Genomic DNA, 23757 nt, shown 5'->3' with positions numbered 1-23757 from the left:
AGCATTGCTGTTGAATTTCCTCTCGGGGTTCTCGTAGAATGAGGGCGCCGACAGACATGACCGGAGTTATCCCCTGATGCGTATCCTGCCCGCCCTCGTCGGATTTCTTTCACTGATGCTGCCGGCCATGGCGTTCTCCCAGACGGCGAATATGCGCGCTGCAAGCGAGACGGAAATTCGTCAGCACCTGCCTGGCACGTCGGAGCTGAAAGAAAGCAGCAACGGCTACGAATATCGCGAGGGCAACAAGAATGGCTACAAGATAGACAACGGCCAGGTCTGCGTTCTGTTTCCCAACAAGTCGAAGGACTGCGTCAGCGTGAAGACCGACGGCAAGACCTTCCAGATGATCGACCGGAAAGGCGGCCGGACGAGATTCTGACTGCCGCCGGCGTCACCTCGCCGGTGAGGTTTCCTGGTCGAGAACGAATTCGGCGATCAGTCCGGAATGGTTCGAGCCGAGATTGTCATCGAGACGTTTGAGTGAGATCAGGCGAAGCGGCGCGCGCGCGAATATGTGGTCGATGGCGATCCCGAAGGCGCCGGCAGCGATCGGCCATGTCGCCGGTTCCGGTGCAAGCGTCTGGAGTTTCTGGCCGCGCAGAAGACCCTGGATGCTGGGCGCGATCGCCGACGAATTGAAGTCGCCGGACAGCACCAGAGGGCCGGAAATCGTACCGAGGGCCTTGCCGAGGTCATCGAGTTCGCCCATCTGGTAGTCGTCGTAATAGGGTTTCGACAGATGCGCCGACGCGATATTGATGGCCTGGCCGCCGAAGTCGACACTTGATACGACCAGCCTGTCTTTCCTGAGACTGCCGATGCTTGCCACCTGCCGCATCACGAACGGCCGTTTGGACAGGACCAGCGTATCACAGCTATCTTTGCCGTTGTCGCAGCCGATATGGTAGGGATAGGCCTTGAACAATCGCTGCAGATGAAATGTCAGCGGCTTGGCTTCAAGCAAATTGACGACATCGGCGTTCGAAGCGATCACCATGTCGGCAAGGGCCGTCGAGTTTTTCCAGTTGTCGATGGCGATGTTAAACGACATCAGACGGAAAAGCGGCGCGGCACCCGTCCGCTGCTCATCCTGTGCAAATTCGCGCAGCATGACGAAACCGTGAGCAGTGAGAAAAAGCGAGGCGAGCAGAAGAACCAGGCCGTAGATCTGCCTTTTGACTGCCAGAATGACGAGACTGGCGGCAACAAAAATGATCCCGACATGAATCTGAAAGCTGTAGACAAAGGACAACAGCCAAAAGTTCGTGACATAGCGCAGCGACACAATCGCAACGGCAAGGGTCAGAAATGCGCAGAGAATCCAATAGATTATATCTCGCATCGATCCTGATTCCGCTTGCCGAAGTCTGGGCGGGCATAACATGCCGTCCGCTATGTTGCAATGCAGCATGGCGATCGGCCCTCGTCTTGGCAGATGAGCAGTATCGATGGCATCCGCCAAGCAGAACGCGCCGACGCCCGTAAAACCCGCAGGTAGGCTGCAGTCTTCTCCCTCAAACGCCTATCGACTCAGCCTCTTCTTATCTTGTAAGGGGGGCGCACGTGATACGGAATCGGCTCTACGCCGTCGGCAGGGGCCAAGAAAAGGTGGGAATGCGCTACTTCATTACAGGGACGGCCGGTTTCATCGGTTTTCATCTGGCCAGGCGCCTGCTGCAGGAGGGGCATGAGGTAACGGGCTTCGACGGCCTCACGCCCTATTACAACGTCAAGCTCAAGGAGATGCGCCATGCGGCCCTCTCCCAGTTTCCGGCCTTCAAACCGGTCATATCAATGCTCGAGGACCGGCCGGCGCTGGAGGCGGCTGTCCTCGCGGCCAAGCCCGACATCCTGATCCACCTCGCCGCCCAGGCCGGCGTCCGCTACAGCCTGGAAAATCCCGAAGCCTACATCCATTCGAACGTCGAAGGCTCGTGGAACATCATGGAAATCGCCCGGCGGGTCGAAGTCCGCCATCTGATGCTGGCCTCGACATCATCGATCTATGGCGCCAACGCCACCGTCCCCTTCCGCGAGACCGATCGCGCCGACGAGCCGCTGACCATTTACGCCGCGACGAAGAAATCGATGGAACTGATGGCGCACAGCTATGCCCATCTTCACAAGATTCCGACCACGGCCTTCCGCTTCTTCACCGTCTATGGTCCATGGGGCCGGCCCGATATGGCGCTGTTCAAATTCGCCAAGAACATGCTGGAGGGCCAGCCGATCGAGATCTACGGCGAAGGCAATATGAGCCGCGATTTCACCTATATCGATGATCTCGTCGAAGCGATCGTCAGATTGTCGGCAATTGCGCCCGGCGAGGAAAATCGCCTCGACGACGCAGCGGTCGAAACGCTTTCGCGTCAGGCGCCCTTCCGTGTCGTCAATATCGGCGGCGGCCAGCCGGTCAGCCTGATGGATTTCGTCGAGACGGTGGAAAAGACACTCGGGCGGCCTGCAATTCGGCTGATGCTGGCGATGCAGAAGGGCGACGTGCCGCGCACGTTCGCAGCCCCCGACCTGCTCGTCGCGCTAACCGGATACAAGCCGGATACGACCTTGGACGTCGGTGTCAAAGCGTTCGTCGACTGGTATCTCGACGCGCGCGGCGAACTGGACCGCTGACCGCAGGTCGATCTGAAGTCGCGATAGGCTTCAACGGAGAAGCGCAGCCGCCTGCACCGCCTCGACGGTCGTCGAGAACATATAGTCGACGACGTCGGTCAGGTTCTGTGCATAGGTCCTAAGCTGGTAGCCTTCGGCTTCGACCGCTGCCGGACTGCGCAGAACGAAGGGAACACCCGGCCGTACGAACCCGGCGCGTGTCGTCAGCGGAACCTCGGGCGAATGGCCGATGGCAGAGGTGTACATCAGGTCGCGTGCAAGGCTGGCGGGGCCGATGGCAAAGGCTGGCCCGGCGGCGGCAGTGACGGTCAAAGTCAAGGCGATGGCGGCAAGTGTTCTGTGCATGTCTGGTCCCCATTGGCGGATCGGCGGGCTTTCTCCGCTCGGCTCCAAACGATCGACGCCTCTGTCCACGCCTCGGTCGCTTTCATGAGACCACTCTACACGCCAGGATTTGCAGGGTTTTTAAGCGGACTAGTCAAATTTTACGAAATTTGACTTTCTCCGGCTTTCTCGGATTTGAGGACCGAGAAGCGCCCGGGGCACATGGCAAATGCCTCCGCCGGCCGCTACGCCTCGACCGAGCGCGCAATGCCAATTGATGTGGACACTGGCCCGCAGTCTAGAGAATGCGATCCAGCTTCTTGTTGATGTGCAAATTGGGCATCAATCCCGCACTCTGGGCAGCATGATAGGATTCTCGCGCCGCATCGAACGAGATCGACCACATAATGGCGCTCAGCAGGAGCGCGATAATATAGATCTGAATACGCATCGAACCGGCGATACGGACAGAGCAAGGCGGTTTTGTGTCAAAACATGGCCGGTCAAGCAACGGAAAGCCGTGGCCGCCTGTTTTGCAACCGGCCGACGCCAGACATATCAGCATCGTGAAAATTAGCGATAGTACGCTTCCCTGTTGGCAGCCAGACAGGCTTGGTTTCCCTTCTCACCCCGAGAACCCTGAGAGGTCCGTCCCCGCGCCTCTTTGCCTTTGCTTATCCCCGAATATGGAAATCGATCGAGATCGGCCCGTCACAGGACCGCGACGTTACGGCCTGCATGCCAAAAATAATCAATCGATTGACTTATTTTCTGTTCCATGTTACACGATCTTCATGAGCAAGGAAAAGGCCAATCTACCACCAGCCTCGGCACGCGCCGATGTCGCGCGCCAGAAGATGCTTTCCGCCGCCCTCGACGTCTTTGGCCGCTATGGCTTCGACGGCGCATCGACCCGTCAGCTGACCGAGGCGGCCGGCGTCAACCTGCAAGCTATCCCCTATTATTTCGGCAGCAAGGAAGGCCTCTACATCGCCACCGCCGAATATCTGATGGCCCGCATCGACACCCATGTCGGCGACATGAGGGCGCGCATCGGCGCGCATCTGCTGGCCCTGGATGCCGCAGGCAAGGCGCTTGGCGAAGCCGAGGCCCGGCGCTTTCTGACGGACGTTCTCCAGACCATGGTGACGCTTTTCGTCGGCAAGGAATCCGAATCCTGGGCACGCTTTCTGATCCGCGAGCAGATGGAGCCGACAGAAGCCTTCACGAGGGTCTACCAAGGCATCATGCGGCCGATGATCGAGATCGGCCGGCGGCTGATCGCCGCCATCCTTGGAGAGGACCCCGGTTCGGAACATGTGCGCCTGCGCACCTTCAGCCTTCTCGGCAGCATCCTCGTCTTTCGCGTCACTCATGCTGCCGTGCTTGCCCAGATGGAATGGGAGGTGGTCGGCCCGGAGCAGGTGCAAATCTTGCGCGGGCTTGCCGCCGAGCTGGTCGACGTCATCGGCCAGTCGAAAGGAGGTGCGGCATGAAGCGCATTCTTCCGCTGGCCATCATTTTCCTCATCGCAGCAGGCGCCGCCGCCTGGTGGTACGGCCTGCCGGAAAAGTTCGGCTGGCTCCCCGAGACCCGCCGTGAATTCGTGCTCTACGGCAATGTCGACATCCGCCAGGTATCGCTCGGCTTCCGTGTCAGCGGACGTCTCTCCGAACTCCGCGTCGACGAGGGCGACGTCGTCAAAAGCGGGGCGGTCCTGGCGAAGCTCGACGCCACCCCCAATGAACTTGCCGTCCGGTCGGCCGACGCCAATGCGGCCGCACTTCGGGCCACGCTCGACAAGCTGAAGGCAGGCCCGCGGCCGACCGAGATTGCCCAGGCGCGCGCCGCCTATGATGAAAGCCTCGCCGATCTGCAGAATGCCAACCTCGCCTATGACCGCGCCCGCCAGCTTCGCCCGCAGGGCACCATTTCCGAGGCGAGCCTCGATCAGGCGACCGCCGCAAAGGCGATGGCCGCCGCCCGCTCACAGTCGGCCAGGGAAGCGCTGAAGCTGTTGCAGGAAGGCTCGCGCAACGAGGATATCGCCGCCGCCGACGCGCAGCTGAAGGCAGCCGAGGCGACACTGGCCTCGGCCCACACCTCGCTTGCCGATACCGAGCTTCACGCCCCGAACGACGGCGTCATCCTCTCGCGTGTGCGGGAAAATGGCGCGATCGTCTCACCGGCCGATACCGTCTTCGTCCTCTCCCTGACCGAGCCGGTCTGGGTGCGCAGCTACGTCGCCGAGCCCGATCTCGGCCGCCTCCATCCCGGCATGAAGGTTTCCGTTGCCTCCGATACGGCGCCCGACAAACCTTATGAGGGCACGATCGGCTTCATCTCGCCGGTCGCCGAGTTCACCCCGAAATCGGTGGAGACGCCGGAACTCAGGACCGATCTCGTCTACCGCCTGAGGATCGTCATCGACAAGCCCGGCCCGGATCTGCGCCAGGGCATGCCGGTCACCGTCCGCCTTTCCACGCCTGCGGCAGGCGGGCGATGACCGCCCCCCAGACAGGTTGGGACGACAAGCCGCTCGTCCGGATCGACGCCGTCACCAAATGCTTCGGCGACGCTCCCCCTGCGCTCGATGCTGTTTCCGGCACAATCGCCGGCGGCGCGATCACTGGCCTGGTCGGCCCTGACGGCGCCGGCAAGACGACGCTAATCCGCCTGATGACAGGCCTGATGCTGTCGGATGCGGGCACGGTGGAGGTTCTCGGCTTCGATACCAGGAAGAATGCCGCCGGCATCCAGGCGGCGATCGGCTACATGCCGCAGCGCTTCGGCCTCTATGAAGACCTCTCGGTGCAGGAGAATCTCGATCTCTATGCCGATTTGCGCGGCCTGCCGAAGAGCGAGCGGGCGGGCGCCTTCGACGAGTTGCTAACCTTCACCGACCTCAAACGCTTCACCGGCCGGCTGGCCGGCAAACTCTCCGGCGGCATGAAGCAGAAGCTCGGCCTTGCCTGCGCGCTTCTGAAAAAGCCGCGCCTGCTGCTGCTCGACGAGCCGGGCGTCGGCGTCGACCCGATCTCGCGCCGCGACCTCTGGAAAATGGTCGAGAACCTGACGAAAGAAGGCATCGGCGTTCTCTGGTCGACCGCTTATCTGGACGAAGCGGAAGCCTGCGACCATGTGCTGCTCTTGAACCAGGGAAAGCTGCTCTTCTCGGGAAAACCGATGGAGATGACCGAACGCGTCGACAACCGGGTCTTCAGGGTCTCGGGCGTCACGGGACGCCGGCGGCAGGTGCTTGCCGAATTGCTGCAGGCCGATGGCGTCGTCGACGGCGTGATCCAGGGCGAGGCGATCCGCCTGGTGGCGGCCAAGGACAAGAAGCCCGATATCGACAAGGCCGGCGACGGCGCATCGCTTGCCCCTGCCCCGCCCCGCTTCGAAGATGCTTTCGTCGATATGCTGGGCGGCGGCCCCGGCGGTCGCTCCCGGCTCGCCGAGGCGCAAGCGCCGCTCACGGCCGAGGGCGACCGGCCGGTGATCGAGGCCAGGGGTCTGACCAAGCGCTTCGGCGATTTCACCGCCGCCGACGATATCAGCTTCGATATCCGCCGCGGCGAGATCTTCGGCCTGCTCGGCCCGAACGGTGCCGGCAAATCCACCACCTTCAAAATGCTCTGCGGCCTGTTGAAGCCGACTGGCGGCGAAGGCCGCGTCGCCGGTTTCGATCTTCGTCGCGATGCCGGAAAAGCCCGCAACCAGCTCGGCTACATGGCGCAGAAATTCTCGCTCTATAGCGATCTGACGGTCACGCAGAACCTCGAATTCTTCGCCGGCGTCTATGGCCTTCGCGGGTCGCGCAAGCGCGAACGCATCCAACTGATGGCCGATATCTTCGATTTCGACCGCCACGCTCGCGAGCCCGCCAAGGACCTGCCGCTCGGCCTCAAGCAGCGCCTGGCGCTCGCCTGCGCCGTCATGCACGAGCCGCGCGCCCTCTTCCTGGACGAACCGACCTCCGGCGTCGATCCGATCACCCGGCGCGAGTTCTGGACGCACATCAACGGATTGGTGGAAAAGGGCGTTACCGTGCTCGTCACCACCCATTTCATGGACGAGGCGGAATATTGCGACCGCATTTCGCTGATCTACCGCGGCCGCTCGATCGCACTCGGCTCCCCCGATGAATTGAAGGCCCGCGTCGCGACCAAGGAGCAGCCGGACCCGACGATGGAAGACGCCTTCATTGCGCTCGTCCAGCAATCGGAAGCGGAGGATGCGGCATGAGCGCCTCCTCCGGCCGGCTTCGGCGTCTTTTTGCCCTGGTTCGCAAGGAGAGCTTTCAGGCGATCCGTGATCCGAGCAGCATCCTTATCGCCTTCGTGCTGCCGCTGATCCTGCTCTTCCTCTTCGGCTACGGCGTCTCGCTCGATACCACCCGCACCCGCATCGGCCTCGTGATCGAGGAGATGACGCCGCTGACGCAGGATCTCGCGGCGAGCTTCCAGGCGTCACGCTATTTCGATGTGGCTGTCGGCCGCGACCGGCGCCTCTTCGAAGAAGATCTCGTGCTCGGCAAGGTGCGCGGCATCGTCGTGATCCCGGCCAATTTCACGACGGATTACACCGCCGGCAACCATCCCGCCATCCAGGTGACCGTCGACGGCTCCGACCCGAACACGGCAAACTTCGTCCAGAATTATGCGCAGGGCGCCGTCGCCAACTGGGAGCAGCAGCGGCAGGCGGACGTCGCCTCCCATAGTCCCGCCATCTCGGTCGAGCAGCGCTTCTGGTTCAATCCGGAGCTCACCAGCCGCAATTTTCTCGTGCCCGGTTCGATCGCCATCGTCATGACGCTGGTCGGCACGCTTCTGACCTCGCTCGTCGTCGCCCGCGAATGGGAGCGCGGCACGATGGAGGCGTTGATGGCGACGCCGGTGACGGCGGTCGAACTGCTCGCCGGCAAGATCCTGCCCTATTTCCTGCTCGGCCTCACCTCGATGACACTCTGCGTGCTGCTTGCGGTCTTTCTCTTCGGCGTGCCGTTCCGCGGCTCCGTCGCCGCGCTATACGCGCTTTCGGCCGCTTTCCTGATCCCGGCTCTCGGCCAGGGGCTTTTAATCTCGACGGCGACCAAGAACCAGTTCCTCGCCTCGCAGCTGGCGCTGATCTCCGCCTTCCTGCCGGCCTTCCTGCTCTCGGGCTTCCTGTTCGAGATCAACTCCATGCCCCAAGTGATCCAGTGGATCACCTTCATCGTGCCGGCGCGTTATCTGATCCCCAGCCTGCAGACGGTGTTCCTCGCCGGCGACATCTGGCCGATGTTCGCAAAGGCGATCGCCGTCATGTTGGCGATCGGCGCCATCATGTTCGTGCTGGCGGCCCGCAGCACCAGAAAGAGGATCGGCTGAGATGGGATGGACGAGGCTCTACGCGCTCATCGTCAAGGAACTGCTCGCCGTGCTGCGCGACCCCAAGGGCCGCGCCATCCTGATCGGCCCGCCGATCGTCCAGCTTCTGGTCTTTTCCTATGCCGCCACACTCGAGGTGCGTAACGTCGACGTCATGATCCTCAACCGCGACAGCGGCCATTGGGGCCAAGAACTGATCGAGCGCATCGATGGCGCGCCGACCTTCCGCCATATCGAGATCGCCGCCAACCAGGGCGAAGTCCGCGTGGCGATCGATAACCAGACGGTGATCGCGGCCGTCGAGATCGGCCCGGATTTCTCGCGCAATATCGAGGCGGGAGCCCCGGCCGACCTGCAGATGGTGCTCGACGGCCGCCGCTCCAACGCCTCGCAGATCGTTGCAGGTTACCTCTCGCAGATCAGCGGCACCCTTGCCGCCGAAACGCCGGCAGGCAAGCGCGCCGGCGCCGGCATGGTGTCATCGGTGCCGCGCAACTGGTTCAACCCGAACCTGACCTATCAATGGTTCATGGTGCCGAACCTGATCGCCAGCATCGCGCTTCTGATCGGCCTGATCGTGACAGCTCTCTCCATTGCCCGCGAACGCGAGCTCGGCACTTTCGACCAGCTGATGGTCTCGCCGCTGCGCATGCACGAGATCCTGATCGGCAAGCTGATCCCGCCGATGATGATCGGCCTCTTCCATATCACCGTCTATATCCTGGCCGCCGTCTTCCTCTTCGAAGTGCCGCTGCGCGGCTCGCTCTTCCTGCTTTACGGGAGTGCGGTCTTCTATCTCGGCTCGGTCGCCGGCCTCGGCCTCTTCATCTCGGCGCTGTCGATGACGCAACAGCAGGCGATCCTCGGCGCCTTCCTGTTCATGGTGCCGGCCATGCTGCTTTCGGGCTTCGCGACGCCGATCGAGAACATGCCGGGCTGGCTGCAGCCGATAACCTTCATCAATCCGCTGCGTTATTTCCTGGTGATCGTCAAAGGCGTCTTCCTCAAGGACATTCCCTTGAGCGAGGTGATAAACCAGACGATCCCGCTCGCACTGATCGCCGTCGTCACCCTCAGCGCCGCTGCCTGGCTCTTCCGCCGTCGCCTGGAATGAGGCGTTTCGGCCGCCTCACAGAATGTGAACCGGGCTTCCAAAGCGTGAATCTCCTGCCGGAACATCGGCCGGGCGACGTCGTTACCCAGACGCAACCCCAGCAAAGGAGAAGCAAAATGTACAAGATTCTACTTGTCTCCGGCGCCCTTGCGCTTTCGTCTTTCGCCACCAACGCGCTTGCTGATGGCGCTGTCACCGGTGCCGCTGGCGGCGCCATCACCGGCGCCATCGTCGGCGGCCCCGTGGGTGCTGCCGTTGGCGGCATAGCCGGCGGTGTCGCCGGCGCCGTCGTCGATCCGCCGCCGCGCGAGGTCGTCACCTATGTCCAGCAGCAGCCTGCCCCGACCGCCCGGGTGGTGGTTCAGGAGCCTATCGTCGTCGGCAAGCCGCTCCCGGCCGATGTCGTCGTTACCCCGGTGCCAGATAACCCGAAATACGCCTACACGGTCATCAACAATCAGCATGTGATCGTCGAACCTCGCACCCACCGCGTCGTACAGGTCATCGAATAATCAAGCAGCCGGTGCCGCCTGTTGCGGCTCGGCAACCTTCGGCCCCGCTTCGGCGGGGCTGCTTTTCGGGCGCTTGCGCCAACGGCCGATTGGCGACAATGGGACGGCGAGGAGCCGTGGCAGCCTGAAGCCGGACGGCAGCGCCTCGACCGGCATATGCTCGCCGTAAAGCTTGCCCTGTTTGAGCGATAGAATCGTAAGGCTGGAAAGCATGAGCCGATCCTCCATCCCGGTCGATGGGATGAGAGTGGCGCAGGCAATGCGGCTGCGTCCTTAAAGGTTCGGCGAAAAGCTGCAAAAACTTCCAAAAACCTACGCGCGCGCCCGCATCCCGGCACGCGCCAGACCGTCCAGAACCGGCGCGAAACGTCGCGGATCTTTGGCCGGCTGCCCCGCCACGATCCTCTCCAGCGTTACATCGGGCGCGATCGCCTCAAGCGCATGCAGGAACCGCCGCGCCTCCTCGATATGGCCGAGATGCGCATGGGCGGCGATCAGCATCCAGTAGGTCGGATCGAAATGGGCATTGAGGGCCAGCGAGCGCGACGCATAGGAAATCGCCGCCTCGTAATTGCCGCGGATAAGCTCGGCCATGGCGATGGCGGTCAGCGAAAACCGCGCATCCGGATCGCGCGGCCCCAGCCTCAAAGCGCGATGCAGGCGCTCGAGCGCGCGATCGATATCGCCGCAGTGCAAGGCGGCGGTGCCGGAGCAGGCCGCGACGAAAAGATCGTTGGGATTGGCGGCCGCGGCCGCCTCCAGCACGGCCATGCCGCCTTCATAATCCTTGCCGGCCTGCACCAATGCCATGCCGCAATGCGCCATCACGCGGGGATCGCCGCCGGAGTACTGGAGACCGCGCCGCGCGAGACTGACGCATTCCGCCACGTCGTCCTCTCCAAGCCGCGGCCAGCCCATGGCGATGCGATGTTCGAGCGCCCAGGCGGCGTGCGACAGGATCATCGGATTTTCCGGCTCGATGGCGAGCGCCTGCTGCAGCAGGCCATAGGCGATGGCATTGTTTTCGATCGACTCGTCGATGATTGCGGCAAGCGCACGCAGATAGAGATCGTAAACCGCCGGGCTGTTTGGCCGGTCGCGCCGTGATCTCTGGATTTCGGCGATTTCGATCGTCGGCTCGACGGTCGAGGCGACCCGCTCTGTGATATGATCCTGAAAGGCGAACATGCCGCCGATGCCGTCTTCGAAATGATCGGCCCAGAGATTGGCCGCCGTCACGCCGTCAACCAGCTGCACGTTGATGCGCACCTGCGAACCTTCACGCCGGATGCTGCCTTCGAGCACGTAGCGCACCCCAAGCTGGGCCGCCACCTCCCTGACATCGATGCTGCGCCCCTTGTAGACGAAGGCGGAGTTGCGCGAGACGACCGAAAAGGAACGGAAGCGCGCCAGCGCCGTGATGATGTCAGTCACCACGCCGTCGGCGAAGTAATCCTGATCGGCATCGCCGCCGAGATTGACGAAGGGAAGAACCGCCACGGTCGGCGGCTGCGGGCCTGCGGGCGCCGACGCGGCATCGTCCTGACGCGGCAGGCGATAGCCGACCCTTGGAACGGTGACGATCCAGTCCATCCCATCGGGTCTTGCCCCGAGAAGCTTCCGGAGAGCGGCGATCTGCACCGTGAGGTTGCCTTCCTCGACGGCAAGCCCCGGCCAGGCCCGCTCCATCAAATCCGCCTTGGTAACGACCCGCCCCTCGGCTTCCAGCAGCCGGCCAAGCAGGGCCGCCGGCCGCTGCCCCGTCGCAACAGGTTTGCCCTCCCGCCGCAGGCTTCCTGTCGCGGGATCGTAAAGGAACGGACCGAAGGAAAGCGTCGAGCTGCCCATATGGAAGCATAACGCGAAAATATAGCAGATCCAAAGCGGCTCGACGCCCCGCAGGGAAAAGCCGTCGTCGGAACCAGCCTTACAGCTTTATGCCTTCTCCCGGGTTCAGGCCCTGTAGGCGACGAGCACGGCGCCTCCGGCAATCATGATGATGCCAAGCCAGTTCGGAAGCGTCAGGCGCTCGCCCAGGAAGAGCACCGCAAAAACCGCCACGAAGACGACCGATAGTTTGTCGATCGGTGCCACACGCGCGGCATCACCGAGCTTCAAAGCCCGGAAATAGCAGATCCAGGAGGCGCCGGTGGCAAGGCCGGAGAGCACAAGGAAGAGCCAAGTCCTGCCCGACACCGAAGATGGCTCCTGCCAATTGCCGGTCACATAGATCATCATTCCCGCCGCCAGCAGGATGACGATGGTGCGAATGAAGGTCGCGAAATCGGAATTCACGTTCTCGACGCCGACCTTGGCGAAAATCGCCGTGAGTGCTGCGAAGCCGGCGGAAAGAAGCGCCCAAAGCGGCCAGGTCGTGAGAAGGCTTTTCATGCGGCTTGCCCTCGCCTTGTAATGCCCATCGGCATCAAACCTACCATAGACAGGAAAAACCAGAATACAGAATAGCTTACGAAGATCTCAGGCAGGGAACCGCTGACGACGCTCGCATCGCAAGCGGTTCCATATCTCGATCAGACCTTCAGCTCGCGCCGCTCGCGCTCGGTCTCCATGGCAAGGTCGAGCACCTTCTGCAGGTTGGCGGCGTGGCGGAAATTCGGGTCGGGCTGGATGCCGCTTGCCACCGCCTCGGCAAAACGCTGATAGTTGGTCGGCACTGAGGGGACCTCGATCTCCTTCCACGTCGCCGTCTCGACAGCGTCGCCGAGGCAGCCGCGCAGTTCGGATCCGGCCGGACGATGGATGACCTCGAGGCTGCCCTTTTCGCCGTAGATGCGCAGCTTCAGCTCGTTCAGATGGCCCGTCGCCCAGCGGCTGGCATGGATGACGCCGAGCGCGCCGTTGGCGAAATCGACCGCCATGGTGAAGCTGTCATTGGCGTCGAGCATATACTCGCCGATCTGGCCGCCCGGCGCCTTGTTGAAGGTCTTCAGCCGCGCAAAGACATGGTCGATGTCGGTCGCCGCACCATAGGCGGCGAAATCGAGGATGTGGATGCCGACATCGCCGAGCACGCCGTTCGAGCCGTGGCCGGTGGAAAGCCGCCACAGCCAGGTCGATTCGGTGCGCCAGTCGCCCCAGGCGCGCGAGACCAGCCAGCTCTGGAGATAGGAAGCCTCCACATGCTTGATCGTGCCGAGCTCGCCCGATAGCACCATCTCGCGGGCGCGCTGCAGCGGCGCCACGTTGCGGTAGGTGAGATTGACCATGTTGATGACACCGGCCTTTTCGGCCGCTTCCGTCATCTCCAGCGCCTTCGGATAGTTTTCGGCCAGCGGCTTCTCGCAGAGCACATGTTTGCCGGCGGCGATCAGCGCCAGCGTGGTCGGGTGATGGATGCGATCGGGGGTGATATTCGTCGCCGCATCGAATTCGCCCCAGGCGATGGCCTCATCCAGCGTCAGAAACCGCTTTTCGATGCCGAACTTGTCGGCGAAGGCGGAGAGCCGGTCGGGATCGGTGTCGACGGCGCCCACAACAGTCACACCGTCGATTTTGCTGAAGTGGGTGAGCTGGTTTTTGGCCATCACGCCAGTGCCAAGAACGAGTAGTCGCATGAATGCTCCTCAGCGGTAACCGGCTTCGCCGGCCTGGTGCAGTTTCGGGCCGCGTTCGACGATCGGCTCCAGCGCCTTCTCTACCGGCACATTTGGAGCGTCGATAATGGCAGTCAACGCGCCCTCGGGGTTATAGGCCCACTTGACGCCATTGATCAGCACCTTCTGGACGGTGGCGTCGTGATAGGTCGGATAGGTCTCGTGGCCGGGGCGGAAATAGAAGATGTTGCCGGCGCCGCGCCGCCAGGTCAGGCCCGAGCGGAACACTTCGCCGCCCTGGAACCAGGAGATGAACACTGTTTCCAGCGGCTCCGGCACCGAGAACTGCTCGCCGTACATTTCCTCGTTTTCCAGCTCGAAATGCTCACCGATGCCGGCGGCGATCGGATGGCGCGGGTTGATCGTCCACAGCCGCTCGCGTTCGCCCGCCTCACGCCATTTCAGCGCGCAGGGCGTGCCCATCAGCCGCTTGAAAATCTTGGAGAAATGGCCGGAATGCAGCACCAGCAGGCCCATGCCCTCCCAGACGCGTTTGGCAACGCGCTCGACGATGACGTCGGAGACCGCGCCATGATCCTTATGGCCCCACCAGGTCAGCACGTCGGTTTCGGCCAGGCGGGCCTCGCTCAGCCCATGTTCCGGCTCCTGCAGTGTCGCCGTCGTCGCTGAGATCGCGGGATCGGCATTCAACGCATTGGCGATCGTCGTGTGCATGCCCTCGGGATAGATGCCGCGGACGATTGCATTGGTAGTTTCATGAATGTTTTCACCCCACACAATGGTGCGAATGGTCATGATGTGCTCCTCTGGAAGCTGGAAGTATCGAGCAGGCGGGAAAAGCAGAATTCAAAGCGCTTTGGAAAAAGGCGCTGGGTGCGCCTCAATCTCCTCCACGTCCAAGCAACACATAGCCCTTTGTCAGGAATTTGACAAAGGGGAAAATTTGTCTCGCACGTCTCGAAGGAGGCTTCCAAATTATCGCAGCAAAATCAATGCGAAACGGATTTCGAGAACAGGTTGACGACGACGACGCCGGATATGATCAGACCCAGGCCGATGACCGCCGGCAGGTCGAGGCGCTGCTTGAAGAAGACGAGACCCACCGAAGAAATCAGGACGATTCCCAAAGCGCTCCAAATCGCATAGGCAATACCGACAGGAATGCTCTTCAGGGTCAGCGACAGGCAGTAGAAGGCCGCCGCATAACAGGCAACGACAAGTGCCGTCGGCCCGATGCGGGTGAACTGCTGCGACAATTGCAGCGCGGTCGTGCCGATAACTTCGAGGACGATGGCTGCAAAAAGCAGCCCGTAAACGACGGCCTGGTTCATCAAGAATTCCCTTTCGGATTACTTGCCCGTCAGTTCCACAAGGCGGCCGATGAGATCGCGCCTCAGGGCACTGTCGATATCGTGGCTTTCCAGCGTGTCCGCGAACCAAAGCCCGTCGGCGGCAAAACGCACGATCTGTGCGTCGAGCGAGGAGTCGGTACCGACATATTCCTCTGCCCGCGCCTGCACCCATTGGCGCCAGCGTAGGCGCAGCCGGGGTTCGGCAAGGAGCGCGATCGTCACCTGCGTCCAACTCCTGGAATCGTCGGGGCGATCCTTGAGGCCGGATACCGCCCTGACATAGGCGCGGGTGAAACGGCCCTGCGGCAGCGGATCGCCGCGCATCAGCTCCCCTATTTCGGCGTCGAATTTTTCGAGCAGGCTCTCGAACAGCGCATCGAGCAGCGCATTCTTCGTCGGGAAATGATGCAACAGCCCGCCCTTGCTGACGCTGGAGGCGGTCGACACCGCGTCGAGTGTGACCGCGGCCATGCCTTCGCTCGCCGCAAGACGCGCGGCGACATCCAGCAATTGCTGGCGCACGCGAGCCGGTTGTTTCTTGCGATGATGAGCGTTCGACATGAAACACAAAGATACCGTCCGGACGGTTTTGTCAAGAAGAATCGGCGAGAACCCCTGCGACGCAGGCATTATGCGCGAAATGCCGCGGCAACTTGATGACAGTTGCGATCCTATTCCACCCGGTGCATGAAGATCGGCGGACGGTGAATGACAGCTGGGATGGTTCCGTGACGGAAAAGGTCACCACTCTATATGAAGCGATCGGCGGCGATCCCGCCGTACGGGCACTGACGCACCGCTTCTATGCACTGATGGATACGCTGCCGGAGGCAAGCTATGTGCGCGCCGTGCACCCGCCGAGCCTTCAAGGCAGCGAAGAGAAATTCTACGAATACATGACCGGCTATCTCGGCGGCCCGCTGCTCTATACCGACAAGCGCGGCCATCCGCGCCTGCGCAGCCGCCATTTCGTCGCCGAGATCGGCCCGGTCGAGCGCGACGAATGGCTGCTCTGCTTCCGCCGCGCGCTCGATGAGACGATCGCCAGCCAGGCGTTGCGCGATCTGATCTGGGCGCCGGTCGAATGCCTTGCCTATCACATGCAGAACAAGGCCCCGATCGAGGAACAACCATGAGCCTGAATGCGCGTCTGGAACCGGTGCTCTATCTCTTTGCCGGCCTGTTCGGCGTGGCCGGCGTGGCGCTCGCCGCCCTTGCCGCCCATGGCGGCGGGGAAGCCAATCTCGCGGCTTCCGCATCCGCCATGTGTCTCGCGCATGCCCCTGCCCTGCTGGCATTGGCTCTCGGCACGGCAAGGCTCAAAACCGCCTGGCTGGCCGGTTTTCTTATGATCTTGGGAACGCTGCTCTTTGCGGGTGACCTCGTCACGCTGCGCTTTACCGGCGCCGGCCTCTTCCCTTATGCCGCCCCGACCGGTGGCTGGTCGATGATGCTTGGATGGCTGGCCGTTGCGGCGGGCTGCGTCTTGCGGGTTCGCTCGTAGACGTCGCCTTCTCCCCGCCGGGGAGAAGGGGAAGCAAGCAGGAATGGCGCCCACAATCGCTACGCTTTAAACGCCCTCAACCACGTTGAAGCCTTCGAAGACCGGCGGCCCCTTATACATCGCCTTGCCGTCGCCGGCATTGCGATGCGCGGCGCGGAAATTCTCGGACTTCGTCCAGTTCTGAAAATCCTCTTCGCTCGTCCAGACTGTGTGCGAGGAATAGAGCGTATAGCCCTCCTCTTCGTTGAACTTGCCGCGCAGAAGACGGAATTCGACGAAACCGGGCACCTCGGCCAGGCTGGAATCGCGATTGCGCCAGACGGTCTCGAAATCGCCCTCGGTCCCGGTTACGACCTTGAAGCGGTTCATTGCGATATACATGAAATCTCCTTACGCCTTCCTCTTGCCCATCCTCGCGGCATGCGAGGGAAAGGCAAGGATATTATTGCCGTTTGCCGCTGCCGGGCCAAGCGGTCTCGTCGTCGCTTCTCCCGGCATGCGCACCTCCCAGGTCGGGAACAGCATCACGTTGTGATAGATCTGCCGGCGTTCGGCATGCTGCTGAAAAAGTGCGTAAAGCTCGGGCACGAGGCCGTCGCCGCTCTGTGCGGCGAGCTTGTGCAGACCGATCATGGTGAAGCCGTCGAGGCGGTGGTCGTTCATCGGGAATTGTCTCGTTCGTTCATCGTCTGCAGCGCACGCTCCAGGCTGGACTTGCTGCCGTTGCGCAGCGGGATGAATGCCTTGCCGAATTTCTTGCAGCCGGTCTTCACCCGCAAACAGGCATCGTGGCTGATACAGTCGATCGGGCAGAAGACGCAGTCGACCGAAGGCAGCACGGTATCAATGCGGGAAACCGCTTCACGCAAGCCGCCGTCGTGATGAATGAGCTCGGCGCCGAAATTGCTGCAGATTTGGCGAAGATGCGCCACCTGGCAGTCGCGGCCGCCGACATAGAGAAAACTGCGGCCATCCAGTTTGGACCGTCCGGGGGATGCCTCACCAGCCTCCTCGCCCGCGCTGTCGCGGATCTCCCGGTTCGATCCCTTCTTGCCCTTGCGAGCCATATACCACCCGTTCGCTCGTTGATCGTCACACGATTCCTGCGTGTGCGGGTGGACCTTATTAAACTTGATTTTTGGAGTAAAGTATAAAGTTGATTATTATTATCATATTTATTCGACCTCGATCGGCACCGCCATAAAGTTCCTTCCGTTTCCACCCGGCGTTGGACCGAATGGTGCTGCGCGCCTGACGGCATCGACAGCAAGCCGATCGATTTCCGGAACGCCGGATCCGTTGACCACGCGCACGGACGTCAAGCCGCCGCTGCCATTCACGGAAAACGAGACGACGACAGTCCCTTCGACACTGCGAGGTGTCCTCATCGCACGACGAATACGGCTACGGACCTTTCCGTCATAATTGGCAAAGGCTGCAGTTCCGATTCCACTGTTGTTCCCGGCGGTGCGCGAGTTTTGATCTGACAGTGGTGAAGGATTACCTTCCGCGACACCACGCGTAGAATCCTGCTGCGCTTCGCCCTTCGACCCAGCAGTCTTTTTAGGCGGCCGCTTTTTCTCGACCGGTTTCGGCTTTTCCTCAGTCACCGCTTTCGGTTTCGGCTTCGGCGTCACGACCTCCTCCGGCACGTCTGGCTCGGGCTGCACCTCGGCCGTTTCGACGGGCTTGACCTCCTCGGGCTCGACGGCGACAGGAGGCGTCTCGGATGGTTGAACTGCCGGGGGTATCTCGTCAAAAGGCTTCTGCTCCTCGGGAACGACCGTCGACATCGGCTGTGCGACGGCAGTTTCCGCTGGAACTTCAGAGACGAGGATTTCCGGCTCGACCGCCGCTGCAGTCTCCGGCGAAACGCGCGTTACCTCTGGAGAAGGGGCTTGCTGAATCGTATCCTGAGCTTCTACAGGCGAGACTTCGGTCGGCTGGATTGTCTCCGGCTCTACCGCCTCCGGAATGATTTCTTCCTGTACGGTCACATCGGTCTCGCCTGCAGCGGTCTGGTCGACGTCGGAATTGCCATACATGACGACGCTGACGGCTTCCCCGGCTTCCTCAATTGCTTCTTCCGGGATGTGGGGAAAGGCAACGATCAGCACTGCGGCCAACGTCGCATGGAAAATTAGCGAGCAAAAGCAACTCAGCGCCACCCGTCGCCGCACCGGTTTCTTCTCGTCTTCCTGTTTTTCCACCGCCGCATCCATCGGCGGAGCGGAAGCGGGGGCGGCCGGCACGGTTTCCGGATGGTCGGGAAAGGAGGATATCTGCGCGAAACGCGCGTAGTGGATTACCGTTTCACCGGCCGGCTGCCGCGGCGCGTTGCGCAGTTCGGAAAGCTCATGGCCGGGATGCATGCCGGGCATATTGTCGTTCAGGCTGCCGCCGGCCTCCGCCTCCCCGATGAGCACCTGTCTCGATCTGGTTTTCGCTGAAATCGCCATTGTCTACGCCTCGGACAGCTTGAAAAATGTCCGCCGGGGTTCATCCCCGGCGTTATCTTAGCCCTCGAAGGGAACGGAAATCTGCGAACGGGTGACGAGACCCTTCATGCATTCGCCGGCAGCCGGCCCGTCGCAGACAGGCGTGTCGTTGATCAGGATGCGGGTTACGCTCTCGCATTTGACATGCGGCATGTCGAACTGGCGCACGCGCTTCTTGCCCTGCGGCAGATCCCGGAAATCGAGAATGGTGATGCGGGCGACAGCGTTCCTGTCGTTGAAGAAGGCGAGTTCGAACGAGACCTTGTTGATGGCGGCGGGCAGCTGGTTGAGCGCGACGAAGGTCATCATGCAGCCCTTCTGCGAGGGCACCAGCGCGTTGAGCTCGACATCGAGAGAGGCTGCCGGCGCCGTCTCCTGTGCCTGGCATACGCCCGCAACCACCATCAATAAGCCGGCTGCAGCAGCCGCAAACCTGATCGTCATATGCTTCTCCGCCACTATCACAGGCCGCCGTCAGGCAGCTTCATTTCAGCAATCTCAAAAACTTGACTGCATTAGTATCCTATTGCGTCTTTAAAAAACTATGAGTAAGAAAGTCAAGTTAATTGTCACCACAGCTGGGAGCCCACCGATCCCCGGCCTCACGGAATTGCCAGCCGAAATGATGGTTGAAAAGCCAGATAGCTTTAAGCATGCGCCGGTGCCTAGCGAGCCGGCGGCGCAACAGCGGGTCGTCGAAAGCGCGGATCTCTTCCGCGGCACGAACGAGATCATGATCAGACATGACGGGCTCACCTACCGCCTGAAGATCACCCGCCAGGGCAAGCTCATCCTCAATAAATAGGGCCAATAAGTAAGGTAAGACATGACTGAGCAGAAAAGACCGGCGCCAGCTGAAATCCGTGCGTTTCGCGCCGACAACCCGAAGATGCGCGAGCGCGATATCGCCGCCCGGCTGAAGATTTCCGAGGCAGCCCTCGTCGCCGCCGAAACCGGCATCAGCGTCACCCGCATCGATGGCAGCGCGCTGAAATTTCTCGAACGCGTGGCGAGCCTCGGCGAAGTGATGGCGCTGTCGCGCAACGAAAGTGCCGTGCACGAAAAGATCGGCATCTTCGAAAACATCAAAAGCGGCGTGCAGGCCGCCATCGTTCTCGGTGAGAATATCGACCTGCGCATCTTCCCGAGCCGCTGGGAACATGGCTTCGCCGTCTCCAAGACGGATGGCGATCAGGAGCGCCTCAGCCTGCAATATTTCGACCGGGCGGGCAACGCCGTGCACAAGGTGCACTTGCGCCCGAATTCCAATGTCGAGGCCTATCATGCGATGGTCGCCGTGTTGAGGCTGGAAGACCAGTCGCAGGATTTCGTCGAGGCCGGGACCTCAAATATCGTCGATGAAACCGCCGAAGTCAGCCGCGACGAGCTGCGCGACAACTGGAGCAGGCTCACCGATACCCACGAATTCTTCGGCATGCTCAAGCGCCTGAAGATCGGCCGCCAAGCGGCGATCCGCACGGTCGGCGACGACTACGCCTGGAAGCTCGACCACAGCGCGACGGCCGAGATGATGCATGCCTCGGTGAAATCGGGCGTGCCGATCATGTGTTTCGTCGCCAATGACGGCATCGTCCAGATCCATTCCGGCCCGATCTTCAACGTCCAGGCGATGGGTCCATGGATCAATATCATGGACCCGACCTTCCATCTGCATCTGCGCCAGGATCACATCGCCGAGACCTGGGCCGTGCGCAAGCCAACCAGCGACGGCCACGTCACTTCGCTCGAGGCCTACAATGCCGACGGCGAGATGATCATCCAGTTCTTCGGCAAGCGGCAGGAAGGCTCGGACGAACGCGTGGAGTGGCGCGAGATCATCGAAAGCTTGCCGCGGGCGGCAAGTGTGGCCGCATAAGGATCGCGCCGATGACGATGCGTAACAATCTGCGAGGGATTCGACCCTGGCAACTGGCCCTGACGGCGGCCGTCATGGCGCTGCCGCTGATCCCTTCGGCGCCGGCGGTCAAAGGCATCGCCTTTGTCCGCGCCGCCCACGCCGAGGACAAGAAGCTCGACACGTCGCGCCTGGTTTCGGTCGGCGGTGATATCACCGAGATTGTCTATGCACTCGGCGAGGAAAGCCGGCTGATCGCCCGCGACACGACGAGCACCTATCCAGCAGCCGCGCTGAAACTGCCCAATGTCGGCTATATGCGCGCGCTTTCGCCGGAAGGCATCCTCGCCATGAACCCGACGGCGATCATCGCCGTCGAGGGTTCGGGCCCAAAGGAGGCGCTAGCCGTGCTGAAGAATGCCAGCGTGCCCTTCGAGACCGTGCCGAGCGCGTTCACCCGCGACGGCATTATCGCCAAGATCGATCGCGTCGGCGCGCTGCTTGGCGTGCCCGACAAGGCGAAGGCGCTTAAAGGAAAGGTCGCGGCCGATCTCGACGCGGCGATCGCCGATGCCGAAAAACGCCCGGAAGCCGACCGCAAGCGCGTTCTTTTCATCCTGAGCGCCCAGAACGGCCGGATCATGGCCTCGGGCACCGGCACGGCGGCCGACGGCATCATCCAGCTTGCCGGCGCCGTCAATGCCGTCGGCGCATTCCCCGGCTATAAGCCGCTGGCGGACGAGGCGATCATCGAAGCCAAGCCCGACATCATCCTGATGATGGACCGCGGCGATGGCGCCGGCACTGGGAATGAGGACCTGCTGACCCAGCCGGCGATCGCGCTGACGCCGGCCGGCGAGAAGAAGGCGATCGTCCGGATGGACGGCATCTACCTGCTCGGCTTCGGCCCGCGCACGGCAGCCGCCGCACGTGAGCTCAACGCGGCGATCTACGGGGGCTGATCATGGCCCTGCCGCAAGCCATGACGCAACGAGAGCGACGCTTTGCGATGGCAGAGATCGGCGAAACCAGACGGGCGGGCGACCGGACGCGGCTTGCCGTGCTGGCGATCGCGCTGCTTGTCGCCGGCTCAGCCTTCTCGATGCTGCTTTCGGTAACGACAGGCGCCTCGGATGCTGCGATCCTCGACGTCATCGGCAACATCGCCGGCTTCGAGCCGGCGCTCAGCGTCCGTGACCGGATCATCATCGTCGATATCCGCCTTCCCCGCACGATCCTCGGCTTCCTGATCGGCGCCTCGCTGGCCGTCTCCGGCACTGTGATGCAGGGTCTGTTCCGCAATCCGCTGGCCGATCCCGGTCTCGTCGGCGTCTCCTCCGGCGCGAGTCTCGGCGCCGTCGCCATGATCGTGCTCGGCAGCGGCCTCGCGGCACCGCTCCAGGCGCTTCTCGGCATCTATGCCCTGCCGGCGGCCGCCTTTATCGGCGGGCTGGTCACGACGCTGCTGCTCTACAGGATCGCCACCCGTCACGGCCAGACCTCGGTGGCGACGATGCTGCTTGCCGGCATCGCGCTGGGCGCGCTCACGCTCGCCCTGACTGGCCTGCTGATCTACATGGCCAACGACCAGCAGCTGCGCGACCTGACCTTCTGGAGCATGGGTTCGCTGGCCGGCGCCACATGGACGAAGATCGCCGCCGCCGGCCCGATCATCCTTCTGTCCTTCACCGCCCTGCCCTTCATGGCCCGCGGCCTCAATGCGATCACGCTCGGTGAGGCCGCCGCCTTTCATATGGGCACCCCAGTGCAGCGGCTGAAAAATATCGCGATCGTCGGCGTCGCGGCGGCGAGCGGCGCCTCCGTCGCCGTCAGCGGCGGCATCGGCTTCGTCGGCATCGTCGTGCCGCATATCCTGCGCATGGCGATCGGGCCGGACCATCGTTTCCTGCTGCCGGCCGCAGCCCTTCTCGGCGGATCGCTGCTGATCTTCGCAGACGTGCTAGCGCGCACCCTGGTCGCCCCGGCCGAACTGCCGATCGGCATCATCACCGCGGCGGTCGGTGGGCCGTTCTTCCTGTGGATCCTGCTGAGGCAGCGTTCGCGCCTTGCCCTTTGAGCACCATTGTGAGTGACGTGCAGATGATCGAAGTGTCCGGCCTCTCCGTGCGCCTTTCCGGCAAATCAATCATCAGCGATGTCGCCTTCACCGCAAAGGCCGGCGAGTTGACGGCGATCGCCGGGCCGAACGGCTCCGGCAAGACGACGACGATGAAAGCGATATCAGGCGAGCTTGCCTATGGCGGCTCGGTGCGCATCGGCGGCGACGAGGTGAAGGGGCTGAAACCCTGGCAGCTTGCCGCCATTCGCGGCGTGCTGCCGCAGGCCAGCACCATCTCCTTTCCCTTCACCGTACGTGAGATCGTCCGCATGGGCCTGACCTCGGGCCTCAATCTCAATCCCGACAAGGCCGATCAGACGGCGGCGGCGGCACTTGCCTCCGTCGACCTTACCGGCTTCGAAGGCCGCTTCTATCAGGACCTCTCGGGCGGCGAGCAGCAGCGCGTGCAGCTTGCCCGCGTGCTCTGCCAGATCGCCGAGCCCGTCGTCGACGGCAAACCCTGCTGGCTGCTGCTCGACGAGCCGGTCTCAAGCCTCGACATCAGCCACCAGCTGACCATCATGACGCTCGCCCGCAATTTCTGCGAACGCGGCGGCGGCGTCATCGCCGTCATGCACGACCTCAACCTGACGGCCCTCTTTGCCGACCGCGTCGTGCTGATGAAGTCAGGGCGCCTCGCTGCCGTCGGAAGCATCCGCGACGTGTTGACCGACGGCATCATGTTCTCGGTCTTCGGCTGCGCCCTGCGCATCAACCAGGTGCCGCCCGACGATACGCCCTTCGTGCTCGCTCACAGCGCCGTTCCCCGGCGCTAGGTGTTTAGTCCCGGCATTTGATGGTGCAATATTTTCCTTGGCATGGAGGGAAGCACTATGGGCCAGGTTTTACACGGGAGCGCCACGACGACAGAGGCAATCCGTCGAGCAATACAAAATAG

At 62.3% G+C, this 23757-nt stretch carries 29 protein-coding genes; 15 read left to right on the top strand and 14 right to left on the bottom strand.

Annotation, left to right across the window (positions count from 1 at the left end; translation table 11 throughout):
- The first annotated feature begins 76 nt into the window (after positions 1-76).
- On the top strand, positions 77-382 hold the full coding sequence (locus EFD56_RS25710) for a hypothetical protein (RefSeq protein WP_037140878.1): 306 nt from the start codon (positions 77-79) through the stop codon (positions 380-382).
- Positions 383-394: 12 nt separating this feature from the next.
- Here the strand turns inward: EFD56_RS25710 and EFD56_RS25705 are convergent, their stop codons facing one another.
- Positions 395-1345: an endonuclease/exonuclease/phosphatase family protein gene (locus tag EFD56_RS25705; protein ID WP_126906646.1), complete on the bottom strand. Its 951-nt coding sequence runs from the start codon at positions 1343-1345 to the stop codon at positions 395-397.
- Between the two features lie 272 nt (positions 1346-1617).
- Between EFD56_RS25705 and EFD56_RS25700 the strand changes: the two genes are divergently transcribed.
- Positions 1618-2634 (top strand): NAD-dependent epimerase/dehydratase family protein, encoded by a 1017-nt coding sequence (locus EFD56_RS25700; RefSeq protein WP_126906645.1) that lies wholly within the window; start codon positions 1618-1620, stop codon positions 2632-2634.
- A gap of 30 nt (positions 2635-2664) precedes the next feature.
- On the opposite strand, the gene EFD56_RS25695 is transcribed toward EFD56_RS25700, so the two are convergent.
- Positions 2665-2979 carry a hypothetical protein gene (locus EFD56_RS25695; protein ID WP_004676406.1) on the bottom strand — a complete coding sequence of 105 codons (315 nt, stop codon included), beginning with the start codon at positions 2977-2979 and terminating at the stop codon, positions 2665-2667.
- 773 nt (positions 2980-3752) lie between these two features.
- On the opposite strand from EFD56_RS25695, the gene EFD56_RS25685 reads away from it, so the two are divergent.
- The 6 genes from EFD56_RS25685 to EFD56_RS25660 all read left to right on the top strand — a co-directional run bounded on the left by EFD56_RS25685 (position 3753) and on the right by EFD56_RS25660 (position 9956).
- On the top strand, positions 3753-4454 hold the full coding sequence (locus EFD56_RS25685) for a CerR family C-terminal domain-containing protein (protein WP_126906644.1): 702 nt from the start codon (positions 3753-3755) through the stop codon (positions 4452-4454).
- On the top strand, positions 4451-5464 hold the full coding sequence (hlyD, locus tag EFD56_RS25680; RefSeq protein WP_037116615.1) for a secretion protein HlyD: 1014 nt from the start codon (positions 4451-4453) through the stop codon (positions 5462-5464). Before EFD56_RS25685 ends, hlyD begins: the two co-directional genes overlap by 4 nt.
- A complete protein-coding gene (locus tag EFD56_RS25675; protein ID WP_126906643.1) occupies positions 5461-7206 on the top strand; it encodes an ATP-binding cassette domain-containing protein in 1746 nt (581 codons plus the stop codon). The genes hlyD and EFD56_RS25675 overlap by 4 nt, the downstream gene beginning before the upstream one ends.
- On the top strand, positions 7203-8330 hold the full coding sequence (locus EFD56_RS25670) for an ABC transporter permease (RefSeq protein ID WP_126906642.1): 1128 nt from the start codon (positions 7203-7205) through the stop codon (positions 8328-8330). The genes EFD56_RS25675 and EFD56_RS25670 overlap by 4 nt, the downstream gene beginning before the upstream one ends.
- A 1-nt stretch (position 8331) precedes the next feature.
- Positions 8332-9444 (top strand): ABC transporter permease, encoded by a 1113-nt coding sequence (locus EFD56_RS25665; protein ID WP_037140897.1) that lies wholly within the window; start codon positions 8332-8334, stop codon positions 9442-9444.
- A 116-nt stretch (positions 9445-9560) separates the two neighbouring features.
- The gene (locus EFD56_RS25660; protein ID WP_037116617.1) at positions 9561-9956 is read left to right on the top strand and encodes a DUF1236 domain-containing protein; all 396 of its coding nucleotides are present in this window, start codon (positions 9561-9563) and stop codon (positions 9954-9956) included.
- Here EFD56_RS25660 and EFD56_RS25655 read toward each other — a convergent pair whose 3' ends face one another.
- From EFD56_RS25655 to EFD56_RS25625, 7 genes are all read right to left on the bottom strand, one after another.
- Positions 9957-10169: a hypothetical protein gene (locus tag EFD56_RS25655; protein ID WP_037140900.1), complete on the bottom strand. Its 213-nt coding sequence runs from the start codon at positions 10167-10169 to the stop codon at positions 9957-9959.
- A gap of 99 nt (positions 10170-10268) precedes the next feature.
- Positions 10269-11804 (bottom strand): tetratricopeptide repeat protein, encoded by a 1536-nt coding sequence (locus EFD56_RS25650; RefSeq protein ID WP_126906641.1) that lies wholly within the window; start codon positions 11802-11804, stop codon positions 10269-10271.
- 105 nt (positions 11805-11909) lie between these two features.
- On the bottom strand, positions 11910-12347 hold the full coding sequence (locus EFD56_RS25645; RefSeq protein WP_126906640.1) for an EamA family transporter: 438 nt from the start codon (positions 12345-12347) through the stop codon (positions 11910-11912).
- 140 nt (positions 12348-12487) lie between these two features.
- The gene (locus tag EFD56_RS25640; RefSeq protein WP_126906639.1) at positions 12488-13531 is read right to left on the bottom strand and encodes a Gfo/Idh/MocA family protein; all 1044 of its coding nucleotides are present in this window, start codon (positions 13529-13531) and stop codon (positions 12488-12490) included.
- A gap of 9 nt (positions 13532-13540) precedes the next feature.
- Positions 13541-14326, bottom strand: coding sequence for a ThuA domain-containing protein (locus tag EFD56_RS25635; RefSeq protein ID WP_126906638.1), 786 nt, complete (start codon positions 14324-14326; stop codon positions 13541-13543).
- Positions 14327-14520: 194 nt separating this feature from the next.
- The gene (locus EFD56_RS25630) at positions 14521-14862 is read right to left on the bottom strand and encodes a DMT family transporter (protein WP_126906637.1); all 342 of its coding nucleotides are present in this window, start codon (positions 14860-14862) and stop codon (positions 14521-14523) included.
- An 18-nt stretch (positions 14863-14880) separates the two neighbouring features.
- Positions 14881-15444, bottom strand: coding sequence for a TetR/AcrR family transcriptional regulator (locus EFD56_RS25625; RefSeq protein ID WP_126906636.1), 564 nt, complete (start codon positions 15442-15444; stop codon positions 14881-14883).
- 167 nt (positions 15445-15611) lie between these two features.
- On the opposite strand from EFD56_RS25625, the gene EFD56_RS25620 reads away from it, so the two are divergent.
- Together EFD56_RS25620 and EFD56_RS25615 are read left to right on the top strand one after the other, a co-directional pair.
- Positions 15612-16019, top strand: coding sequence for a group II truncated hemoglobin (locus EFD56_RS25620; RefSeq protein WP_126906685.1), 408 nt, complete (start codon positions 15612-15614; stop codon positions 16017-16019).
- Positions 16016-16387 carry a DUF423 domain-containing protein gene (locus EFD56_RS25615; protein ID WP_064818848.1) on the top strand — a complete coding sequence of 124 codons (372 nt, stop codon included), beginning with the start codon at positions 16016-16018 and terminating at the stop codon, positions 16385-16387. Before EFD56_RS25620 ends, EFD56_RS25615 begins: the two co-directional genes overlap by 4 nt.
- Positions 16388-16453: 66 nt before the next feature.
- Here the strand turns inward: EFD56_RS25615 and hmuQ are convergent, their stop codons facing one another.
- From hmuQ to EFD56_RS25590, 5 genes are all read right to left on the bottom strand, one after another.
- Positions 16454-16768 (bottom strand): heme-degrading protein HmuQ, encoded by a 315-nt coding sequence (hmuQ, locus tag EFD56_RS25610; protein ID WP_126906635.1) that lies wholly within the window; start codon positions 16766-16768, stop codon positions 16454-16456.
- Between the two features lie 9 nt (positions 16769-16777).
- Complete coding sequence (locus EFD56_RS25605; RefSeq protein ID WP_126906634.1) at positions 16778-17050, bottom strand: hypothetical protein; 273 nt, start codon at positions 17048-17050, stop codon at positions 16778-16780.
- Entirely contained in the window at positions 17047-17454 is a 408-nt protein-coding gene (locus tag EFD56_RS25600; protein WP_126906633.1) for a DUF2325 domain-containing protein, read from the bottom strand. The genes EFD56_RS25605 and EFD56_RS25600 overlap by 4 nt, the downstream gene beginning before the upstream one ends.
- Positions 17455-17562: 108 nt before the next feature.
- Positions 17563-18846 carry a cell envelope integrity protein TolA gene (gene tolA, locus EFD56_RS25595; RefSeq protein WP_126906632.1) on the bottom strand — a complete coding sequence of 428 codons (1284 nt, stop codon included), beginning with the start codon at positions 18844-18846 and terminating at the stop codon, positions 17563-17565.
- Between the two features lie 57 nt (positions 18847-18903).
- Positions 18904-19329 carry a hypothetical protein gene (locus EFD56_RS25590; RefSeq protein WP_126906631.1) on the bottom strand — a complete coding sequence of 142 codons (426 nt, stop codon included), beginning with the start codon at positions 19327-19329 and terminating at the stop codon, positions 18904-18906.
- A gap of 178 nt (positions 19330-19507) precedes the next feature.
- On the opposite strand from EFD56_RS25590, the gene hemP reads away from it, so the two are divergent.
- The 5 genes from hemP to EFD56_RS25565 are packed head-to-tail and all read left to right on the top strand — an operon-like array spanning position 19508 to position 23635.
- Positions 19508-19690 (top strand): hemin uptake protein HemP, encoded by a 183-nt coding sequence (hemP, locus tag EFD56_RS25585; RefSeq protein ID WP_010008382.1) that lies wholly within the window; start codon positions 19508-19510, stop codon positions 19688-19690.
- Positions 19691-19711: 21 nt separating this feature from the next.
- A complete protein-coding gene (locus EFD56_RS25580; protein ID WP_126906630.1) occupies positions 19712-20761 on the top strand; it encodes a hemin-degrading factor in 1050 nt (349 codons plus the stop codon).
- A gap of 11 nt (positions 20762-20772) precedes the next feature.
- Positions 20773-21702 (top strand): heme/hemin ABC transporter substrate-binding protein, encoded by a 930-nt coding sequence (locus EFD56_RS25575; RefSeq protein ID WP_126906629.1) that lies wholly within the window; start codon positions 20773-20775, stop codon positions 21700-21702.
- A 2-nt stretch (positions 21703-21704) separates the two neighbouring features.
- The gene (locus tag EFD56_RS25570) at positions 21705-22817 is read left to right on the top strand and encodes a FecCD family ABC transporter permease (RefSeq protein ID WP_126906628.1); all 1113 of its coding nucleotides are present in this window, start codon (positions 21705-21707) and stop codon (positions 22815-22817) included.
- 23 nt (positions 22818-22840) lie between these two features.
- Positions 22841-23635 carry a heme ABC transporter ATP-binding protein gene (locus EFD56_RS25565; RefSeq protein ID WP_037140936.1) on the top strand — a complete coding sequence of 265 codons (795 nt, stop codon included), beginning with the start codon at positions 22841-22843 and terminating at the stop codon, positions 23633-23635.
- Positions 23636-23757 lie beyond the last annotated feature (122 nt).

The organism is Rhizobium phaseoli (assembly GCF_003985125.1).
GTDB lineage: Bacteria > Pseudomonadota > Alphaproteobacteria > Rhizobiales > Rhizobiaceae > Rhizobium > Rhizobium phaseoli.
Note: the sequence above shows the minus strand (reverse complement) of the source record. Positions and strands in the feature narration are given on the sequence as shown.

Bases quoted from the DNA above. Each gene is read 5' to 3' on its own strand.
- EFD56_RS25710 (WP_037140878.1), top strand. From the start codon at position 77: ATGCGTATCCTGCCCGCCCTCGTCGGATTTCTTTCACTGATGCTGCCG.
- EFD56_RS25705 (WP_126906646.1), bottom strand. From the start codon at position 1,345: ATGCGAGATATAATCTATTGGATTCTCTGCGCATTTCTGACCCTTGCC.
- EFD56_RS25700 (WP_126906645.1), top strand. From the start codon at position 1,618: ATGCGCTACTTCATTACAGGGACGGCCGGTTTCATCGGTTTTCATCTG.
- EFD56_RS25695 (WP_004676406.1), bottom strand. From the start codon at position 2,979: ATGCACAGAACACTTGCCGCCATCGCCTTGACTTTGACCGTCACTGCC.
- EFD56_RS25685 (WP_126906644.1), top strand. From the start codon at position 3,753: ATGAGCAAGGAAAAGGCCAATCTACCACCAGCCTCGGCACGCGCCGAT.
- hlyD (WP_037116615.1), top strand. From the start codon at position 4,451: ATGAAGCGCATTCTTCCGCTGGCCATCATTTTCCTCATCGCAGCAGGC.
- EFD56_RS25675 (WP_126906643.1), top strand. From the start codon at position 5,461: ATGACCGCCCCCCAGACAGGTTGGGACGACAAGCCGCTCGTCCGGATC.
- EFD56_RS25670 (WP_126906642.1), top strand. From the start codon at position 7,203: ATGAGCGCCTCCTCCGGCCGGCTTCGGCGTCTTTTTGCCCTGGTTCGC.
- EFD56_RS25665 (WP_037140897.1), top strand. From the start codon at position 8,332: ATGGGATGGACGAGGCTCTACGCGCTCATCGTCAAGGAACTGCTCGCC.
- EFD56_RS25660 (WP_037116617.1), top strand. From the start codon at position 9,561: ATGTACAAGATTCTACTTGTCTCCGGCGCCCTTGCGCTTTCGTCTTTC.
- EFD56_RS25655 (WP_037140900.1), bottom strand. From the start codon at position 10,169: ATGCTTTCCAGCCTTACGATTCTATCGCTCAAACAGGGCAAGCTTTAC.
- EFD56_RS25650 (WP_126906641.1), bottom strand. From the start codon at position 11,804: ATGGGCAGCTCGACGCTTTCCTTCGGTCCGTTCCTTTACGATCCCGCG.
- EFD56_RS25645 (WP_126906640.1), bottom strand. From the start codon at position 12,347: ATGAAAAGCCTTCTCACGACCTGGCCGCTTTGGGCGCTTCTTTCCGCC.
- EFD56_RS25640 (WP_126906639.1), bottom strand. From the start codon at position 13,531: ATGCGACTACTCGTTCTTGGCACTGGCGTGATGGCCAAAAACCAGCTC.
- EFD56_RS25635 (WP_126906638.1), bottom strand. From the start codon at position 14,326: ATGACCATTCGCACCATTGTGTGGGGTGAAAACATTCATGAAACTACC.
- EFD56_RS25630 (WP_126906637.1), bottom strand. From the start codon at position 14,862: ATGAACCAGGCCGTCGTTTACGGGCTGCTTTTTGCAGCCATCGTCCTC.
- EFD56_RS25625 (WP_126906636.1), bottom strand. From the start codon at position 15,444: ATGTCGAACGCTCATCATCGCAAGAAACAACCGGCTCGCGTGCGCCAG.
- EFD56_RS25615 (WP_064818848.1), top strand. From the start codon at position 16,016: ATGAGCCTGAATGCGCGTCTGGAACCGGTGCTCTATCTCTTTGCCGGC.
- hmuQ (WP_126906635.1), bottom strand. From the start codon at position 16,768: ATGTATATCGCAATGAACCGCTTCAAGGTCGTAACCGGGACCGAGGGC.
- EFD56_RS25605 (WP_126906634.1), bottom strand. From the start codon at position 17,050: ATGAACGACCACCGCCTCGACGGCTTCACCATGATCGGTCTGCACAAG.
- EFD56_RS25600 (WP_126906633.1), bottom strand. From the start codon at position 17,454: ATGGCTCGCAAGGGCAAGAAGGGATCGAACCGGGAGATCCGCGACAGC.
- tolA (WP_126906632.1), bottom strand. From the start codon at position 18,846: ATGGCGATTTCAGCGAAAACCAGATCGAGACAGGTGCTCATCGGGGAG.
- EFD56_RS25590 (WP_126906631.1), bottom strand. From the start codon at position 19,329: ATGACGATCAGGTTTGCGGCTGCTGCAGCCGGCTTATTGATGGTGGTT.
- hemP (WP_010008382.1), top strand. From the start codon at position 19,508: ATGATGGTTGAAAAGCCAGATAGCTTTAAGCATGCGCCGGTGCCTAGC.
- EFD56_RS25580 (WP_126906630.1), top strand. From the start codon at position 19,712: ATGACTGAGCAGAAAAGACCGGCGCCAGCTGAAATCCGTGCGTTTCGC.
- EFD56_RS25575 (WP_126906629.1), top strand. From the start codon at position 20,773: ATGACGATGCGTAACAATCTGCGAGGGATTCGACCCTGGCAACTGGCC.
- EFD56_RS25570 (WP_126906628.1), top strand. From the start codon at position 21,705: ATGGCCCTGCCGCAAGCCATGACGCAACGAGAGCGACGCTTTGCGATG.
- EFD56_RS25565 (WP_037140936.1), top strand. From the start codon at position 22,841: ATGATCGAAGTGTCCGGCCTCTCCGTGCGCCTTTCCGGCAAATCAATC.